Origin of the sequence: Acinetobacter sp. BSP-28 (assembly GCF_044130285.1) — a bacterium.
Taxonomy (GTDB): Bacteria; Pseudomonadota; Gammaproteobacteria; order Pseudomonadales; family Moraxellaceae; genus Acinetobacter.
The window spans coordinates 22,107-29,218 of record NZ_JBIQOB010000033.1 but is presented as its reverse complement, the minus strand read 5'-3'; the positions used below and the strand labels follow the sequence as shown (position 1 = coordinate 29,218).

The 7,112-nt window shown below is 41.7% G+C and carries 6 protein-coding genes; 2 read left to right on the top strand and 4 right to left on the bottom strand.

The window, feature by feature from the left end; all coding sequences use genetic code 11:
• Window positions 1-932 (top strand): electron transfer flavoprotein subunit alpha/FixB family protein (locus tag ACE01R_RS16565; protein ID WP_395552606.1); only part of this gene is annotated, 932 nt, incomplete at its 5' end.
• Between the two features lie 181 nt (window positions 933-1,113).
• On the opposite strand, the gene ACE01R_RS16560 is transcribed toward ACE01R_RS16565, so the two are convergent.
• The 4 genes from ACE01R_RS16560 to ACE01R_RS16545 form a co-directional block, all read right to left on the bottom strand.
• On the bottom strand, window positions 1,114-1,968 hold the full coding sequence (locus ACE01R_RS16560) for an IclR family transcriptional regulator (protein ID WP_395552605.1): 855 nt from the start codon (window positions 1,966-1,968) through the stop codon (window positions 1,114-1,116).
• Window positions 1,969-2,109: 141 nt separating this feature from the next.
• Entirely contained in the window at window positions 2,110-3,318 is a 1,209-nt protein-coding gene (locus ACE01R_RS16555) for a 3-oxoadipyl-CoA thiolase (RefSeq protein WP_395552604.1), read from the bottom strand.
• 33 nt (window positions 3,319-3,351) lie between these two features.
• The gene (locus ACE01R_RS16550; protein WP_395552603.1) at window positions 3,352-4,872 is read right to left on the bottom strand and encodes a 3-hydroxyacyl-CoA dehydrogenase; all 1,521 of its coding nucleotides are present in this window, start codon (window positions 4,870-4,872) and stop codon (window positions 3,352-3,354) included.
• Window positions 4,873-4,914: 42 nt separating this feature from the next.
• Complete coding sequence (locus ACE01R_RS16545) at window positions 4,915-5,694, bottom strand: enoyl-CoA hydratase (protein ID WP_395552602.1); 780 nt, start codon at window positions 5,692-5,694, stop codon at window positions 4,915-4,917.
• Between the two features lie 253 nt (window positions 5,695-5,947).
• Between ACE01R_RS16545 and ACE01R_RS16540 the strand changes: the two genes are divergently transcribed.
• Window positions 5,948-7,102, top strand: coding sequence for an acyl-CoA dehydrogenase family protein (locus tag ACE01R_RS16540; RefSeq protein ID WP_395552601.1), 1,155 nt, complete (start codon window positions 5,948-5,950; stop codon window positions 7,100-7,102).
• Window positions 7,103-7,112: the final 10 nt, after the last annotated feature.

Sequence of the window (7,112 nt, the reverse complement as noted above, 5' to 3'; positions counted from 1 at the left end):
TGAGTATTTTAGTTATCGCTGAGCACGACAACAAAGCATTAAACGCTGCTACTTTAAACGTTGTTGCTGCGGCGCAAAAAATCGGTGGTGATATCACTGTATTGGTTGCTGGTTCTGGCACTCAGGCAGTTGCTGACCAAGCGGCTAAAGTTGCTGGCGTAAGCAAAGTATTGCTTGCTGACGACGCTGCTTATGCAAACCAGTTGGCTGAAAACGTAGCAAAATTAGTTGCTTCTATCGGTACTGGTTATTCACACATTCTTGTTGCGTCTACTACGACTGGCAAAAACATTCTGCCACGTGCGGCTGCACTTTTAGACGTTAGCATGATCACTGATATCATTGCAGTTGAAAGCCCTAAAACTTTCAAACGTCCAATCTATGCAGGTAACGCGATTGCAACTGTAGAGTCTTCTGAATCGATCGTTGTTGCAACTGTTCGTGGTACAGCATTTGATCCTGTTGCTGCTGAAGGTGGTTCAGCTGCGGTTGAAGCCGCTGCATCTGCTGGCGACGCAGGTATCTCTAAATTTGTATCTGAAGAAATCGTGAAATCAGAACGTCCAGAATTAACAGCTGCACGTATTGTTGTGTCTGGTGGTCGTGGTGTAGGTTCTGGTGAAAACTATCACAAAATCCTTGATCCACTGGCGGATAAATTGGGCGCTGCTCAAGGTGCTTCACGTGCTGCAGTTGACGCTGGCTTCGTTCCTAACGACATGCAAGTAGGTCAAACAGGTAAAATCGTTGCACCTGAACTGTATATCGCTGTCGGTATTTCTGGTGCAATCCAGCATTTGGCGGGTATGAAAGAGTCTAAAGTGATCGTTGCGATCAACAAAGATGAAGAAGCGCCAATTAACGCAGTAGCTGACTACTGGTTAGTCGGTGACTTGAACACTGTAGTTCCGGAATTGGTGTCTCATATTTAAAGATATTTGATGCCTTAAATTAAAAAGCCAGTCTGTAGTCATACAGACTGGCTTTTTAATGGGTTACTATTAATTCAAGTGAGCTAAATAAATGTATACAGACTGAGGTGAGTCAAATCAAATCTTAGTCTAGAGTGATCTAACTTACGGAATGACATCCCCGGAATTAAAAAAAGCCTTTTTAAAGCGCATTTAACGCATCTTCAATATTTTGAACCATGTAAATCAGACGTGGCCCAATTTCATTTTCAAGCTTTTCTTGATTCACCAAATAGCTTGGTGCGCCGCAGTTAAAGACCAGTAAACCATGAATTGGATGCACCATAGGTACAGCAACAGAATTGACTTCTTTATGCCATTCACTCAAGGAAAGGCAATAACCATAGTTTCGATAATCGTGAAATGAACGTTCTAGCCCCCGCTTCATCATTGGCCATTCATCTTGATGGCGTTTTGATAAGGCTTCCATAATGAAATTGCGTTCGTTTTCAGGCAGTGCAGCCAAACACGCGCGGCCCATTGCAGTATTGTGTAAAGGGATTGTTGAACCAATCGGGCGACGCATGGTTAAATTTGACTCAGCTTGTACCACATCTAAATACAGCATATTTAAACGGTCGCGCGTTGCCATCGCTACTGGTGCTTGAGCATATTTCGCCATTTCTTCCATATAAGGACGGGCATGTATGCGCGCAGAGATATTTGATAAAGATGCATAGCCCAGTGCCAAAACACCTGTATCTAATGTGTATTTTGTTGAATTCGGTAATTGTTTTAAGTAACCAAGGGAAACCAGTGTATTGGTAATCCGTGCAATCGTAGGCTTTGGTAAGCCTGTTAATTGTGAGAGTTCTTGATTACCTAGAATTTGAGTGGTTGCGGTAAAACAGCGCAGAATTTCTAAGCCGCGTGCAAGAGATGCAATAAATTGGGGATTATTTTCACGATGGATATGTGAAATAGGATCAAGGCGAATTTCATCTAAATTTATTTTTTTTTCTAATTGCTCAGGAGCAATCTCATCTTGATGAATCATAGTGTTCCATTCGTTAGTCAAACAATATATAACATATAATATCAATAAATTTCGCTATACAAAACTTTTTAAAGATTTGACTTGAAGATATCTGTATAGCGAACTTTATTATTTAGACTAATGCCTATTTTTTAAATGCATTTAATTCAGCTGGATATTTTCAATAACCATGGCTAAACCTTGTCCAACCCCAATGCACAAGCTGATGACAGCATATTTTTTGCTGCGACGTTTTAATTCACGCGCTGTAGTCAAGGCAAGACGTGCACCCGAGCAGCCTAATGGATGACCAATCGCAATTGCACCGCCATTTGGATTTACCCGCGGATCATCAAACTCGACATTTAAGCCTTTGAGGCAAGATAAAACTTGTGGTGCAAAGGCCTCATTAATTTCAATAATATCCATGTCGTCTAAGCTGAGATTGGCACGTTTTAAAGCTTTATTGATTGCTTCAATAGGGCCTGCACCCATGATGCGCGGCTCGATCCCTGAAGATGCAGAGGCTAAAATTTTAGCCAGAGGGCGAATACCGTATTTTTCTTCGATACTTTCATTACCAATCAGTAAAGCTGCGGCACCGTCATTCACTCCAGAGGCATTTCCAGCAGTCACAATACCGTCTTCAAATAAAGGTTTTAATTTCTGCAACGCTTCAAAGTTAGAAGTAGGGCGCGGGTGTTCATCTTCATCCACAATTTTCGGCGGAGCTTTACGGCCTTGCGGCACTTCAATTGCTAAAATTTCATCTTTAAAAAAGCCGTCTTGTTTGGCTTGTTCATATTTGGCCTGTGACGCTGCTGCAAAACGATCGGATTCTTCACGGCTGATGCCATAAGCTTCTGCAACATTGTCACCTGTTTCCGGCATAGAGTCGTTGCCATATAGTTTGGTTAAAATCGGATTCGGAAAACGAGAACCAATGGTGCTATCAAACATTTTTATGTCACGGCTGTAAGCAGATTCAGCTTTGGCCAATACAAAAGGCGCGCGGGACATACTTTCGACACCACCGGCAATATAAAGACTGCCTTCGCCGCAGTGTATTGCACGGGCTGCATCAACCACAGCTGCTAAACCGCTGGCGCACAAGCGATTGACCGTTTGAGCTGCAACACTGACCGGCAGCTTCGCCAGCAATAAAGCATGACGAGCCACATTTCTGCAATCTTCACCGGCTTGGTTGGTGTTGCCTAAAATCACTTCTTCGATATCAGTAGCATCTACGCCCGTTTTTTGCACTAAGGATTTAATGACTAGAGCAGCCAGATTGTCGGGACGGATACTGGCAAGACTGCCTGCATGGCGGCCAATTGGGGTACGTAAACCATCGTAAATATAAGCGTTCATACTATTCTTTCCTTGAAGTTTTAATTTAAAAATTTATTGTTGATACATCAGTGATAAATTTAGTTTGCAGCGGCGCTGTAACCATGGGCTCGGGCGATAGCGCGGATCGTGGCTAATGCTAGAGATGCGTTCCAGAATCCGTAATATTTTTTCTTTGCCAATTACATCGCCCCATTCAATTGGGCCAAATGGGTAGCCAAGTCCAAGTTTTACGGCAGCATTAATATCTTCAACCGTCGCGATTTTCTGCTGCGCCATATCGCATGCCAAATTGACTACCATGGCAAGCACACGCTGCGAGACAAAACCAAGACTTTCATCAATCACAATGGTTTCGCAGTCTGGCTGGCTGAATAGTTTCAGCGCGGCTTCAATCATTTTCTGTTTGGTGATGAGGCTTGGCATTAACGTGCGGCAGTGTTCAAAATTGCCCAGCATATCAATGCAGACAACCTGTTCAGGATTGACCTCTAAACGCAGTGCACTGTATGTTGCGTCATCGCCATAATTGGCAATTAAAATCAAATCATCGGCATCTGGTTGGGTATTTGGATTAATTTGAATATTTTTTTGAGCTAAATATGTAGAGAGCTTTTCAAAATCATCTTTAAACTCAGTGCTGAGCCAAACTGTTTTTAGGCCATGACAATTTGCTGAGTATTTTTGAATAATCGAAATCTCTTGTTTGACTTGATCAATATATTTGTAAAATCCTTCGCTTGTTTTACGCCCTAATTTTTTACCGATCAGCATTTGCTGTGTTAATACATTTGGGCGGTAACGCGGCTCTTGATAATACTGGTTGTAAATCGACAGCATGACAGGGTGAGAAACGTCTAAGCCAGTGAGATCAAGCAGCTCAAATGGCCCCATTTTAAAACCCAGTGATTTTTTCAAAATAAGGTCAATTTCAGGAATTGAAGCGATATTTTCACTTAAAATCTTAAGTGCTTCAGTACCATAAGCACGGCCTGCATGATTGATAATAAAGCCTGGAGTATCTTTAGTGCGTACTGGGCGATGTCCCATATTGTGGGCAAGTTCTGAGAGCTGTTCAATAATCTGTGTATCGGTATGTAAGCCTTGAATGATTTCAACCACCTTCATTAAAGGTACAGGATTGAAGAAGTGATAGCCAACGACCCGTTCTGGATGCTGGCATTCTGCGGCAATTTCAGTAATGGACAGGGAGGAAGTATTTGACGCCAATATACATTGCGGACTGACAATGCTCTCAAGCTGTTTCATCAGCGTTTGCTTGATGTCTAATTTTTCAATGATTGCTTCAATAATCAAATCACACGCATGCAGATCTTGAATATTTTCGACAATATGTAAGTTGGATAAAGCTTGCTCAAGTTCAGATTGAGAAATTTTATTTTTTTCGACCAATCGGCTGAATGTCGTATTTAATTTTTCATAAGCATTTTTCGCCGCATTGGGCTGTGTATCGTATAAGTAAACAGCATGATTGGCTTGAACGGCAATTTGAACAATGCCAATTCCCATGATTCCTGCGCCGATCACTCCAATGTTTTTGATTCGTCTTTCCATGTTGACCTCAATAGCGTTTAATCAATGTTGCACTGATGTTTATTATTTGCCTTGATAGCTCGGTTTGCGTTTTTCTAAAAATGCGGCCACGCCTTCTTTTTGATCTTCAGTACTGAAGAGCAATTGGAACGCTTTACGTTCAAGGGATAGTCCCGCAAGCAAAGGCACATCTTCACTAAGTAAAACCACTTCTTTAATTTGCTCTAGGGCAATTGATGGAAGCTTGGCGATTTGCTGCGCCATTTTATAAGCGGTATTTAAGGTTTCAGTATTCTCTGTAACTTGAGAAACTAGCCCCATGGCGAAAGCTTCTTCTGCAGATATAAGACAGCCCGTCATAATCATGCGCATAGCTTGAAATTTACCGACTGCGCGGACTAAACGCTGTGTGCCTCCAGCACCAGGCATAATGCCAACTTTAATTTCAGGCTGACCAAATTGTGCATTTTGACCTGCAATAATAATGTCGGCATGCATTGCCAGTTCACAGCCGCCGCCCAAAGCAAAACCATTGACTGCGGCAATAATCGGTTTTGGGCAATTGGCAATGGTTTGCCAGTAGCGTTCAGTTCGGCGTAAATACACGTCCATTGAACTTGCTTCGGCAAGTTCGGTTAAGTCGGCACCTGCAGCAAAAACATCATCACCACCAGTTAAAATAATCACTCGGATATCATCATTTTCAACTTGCTGAGCAACAGCCTCAGCAAGCATTTTACGCACTTGTGTATTCAGTGCATTTCTTGCTTCAGGGCGGTTAATTTTTATTGTTGCTACTGCAGGAAGTGCATAATCAATTTGAACAATTGCATTTTGATTCATTTTTATAAAAATTCCGTATAGCAAAACTTAATTTACAAAATAATTTAAGCCAAATTTGTTCATTGTTCAATCAAAATGGCAATAAAAAATAAAATATCTAAAAAAAGCAAAATTTTGTAATTATTTTTATAAATATACACAATTTTAATTGTCACTATTAGGAAATGTTGATAATGTATTTCGCATAACGAAATTTAATGCCTATTTTGATAATTAAAGGAAGTCTCATCCTAAAAATGGACTAGGAGAAAAAATGATTCGTGACGAACAGATGTTAGAGCAGTTGCTATCGACGCTTCGTGATTTTGTGAAAAATGTATTAAGACCGCTAGAGCATGAAGTTGATGAAACAGATGCGATCCCTGAACATATTGTGCAGCAAATGCGTGAAATGGGGCTTTTTGGTTTAACGATTCCAGAAGAGTTTGGTGGCCTTGGCATTACCATGGAAGAAGAAGTCCGTGTAGCTTTTGAGCTTGGTCATACTTCTGCTGCATTTCGTTCTTTAATCGGGACAAATAACGGTATCGGTTCAAGCGGTATTTTGATCGATGGTACGGAAGAACAGAAACAGAAATACCTGCCGCGCTATGCAAGCGGTGAAATTATCGGTTCATTCTGCTTAACGGAACCAGATTCAGGTTCAGATGCCGCAGCATTAAAAACATCAGCTGTGAAAGACGGCGACTATTATGTGTTAAATGGAACAAAACGTTTTATCACCAATGCTCCGCGTGCGCAGACCTTTACTGTAATGGCTCGCACCGATTCTGAAATTAAAGGTGCAGCGGGCATTTCAGCCTTTCTGGTAGAAGCTGGTACCGCAGGTTTGTCACTGGGTAAAATTGATAAAAAAATGGGTCAAAAAGGCTCTTATACCTGTGATGTAATTTTTGATAATTGCCGCGTGCATAAGGATCAGCTGATTGGTGGTGTTGAAGGTGTGGGTTTTAAAACGGCGATGAAAGTCCTAGATAAAGGACGTTTGCATATTGCTGCCTATAGCACTGGTATGGCGGAGCGAATGCTTGATGATGCTTTGAACTATGCCATTGAACGTAAGCAATTCGGCCAGCCGATTGCAAATTTCCAGCTCATTCAAGGTATGTTGGCTGACTCTAAAACTGAAATTTATGCAGCCAAATGCATGGTATTAGATGCTGCGCGCCGCCGTGATTTAGGTGAAAACATCAGTACGGAAGCATCTTGCTCGAAAATGTTTGCAACAGAAATGTGCGGCCGTGTTGCAGACCGCTGCTTACAGATTCATGGTGGTGCAGGTTATATCAGTGAGTATTCAATCGAACGCTTTTACCGTGATGTGCGTTTGTTCCGTTTATACGAAGGTACCACCCAGATTCAGCAGATTATTATTGCGCGTGACATGATCAAAGCAGCGACTGCATAACACGATAAAT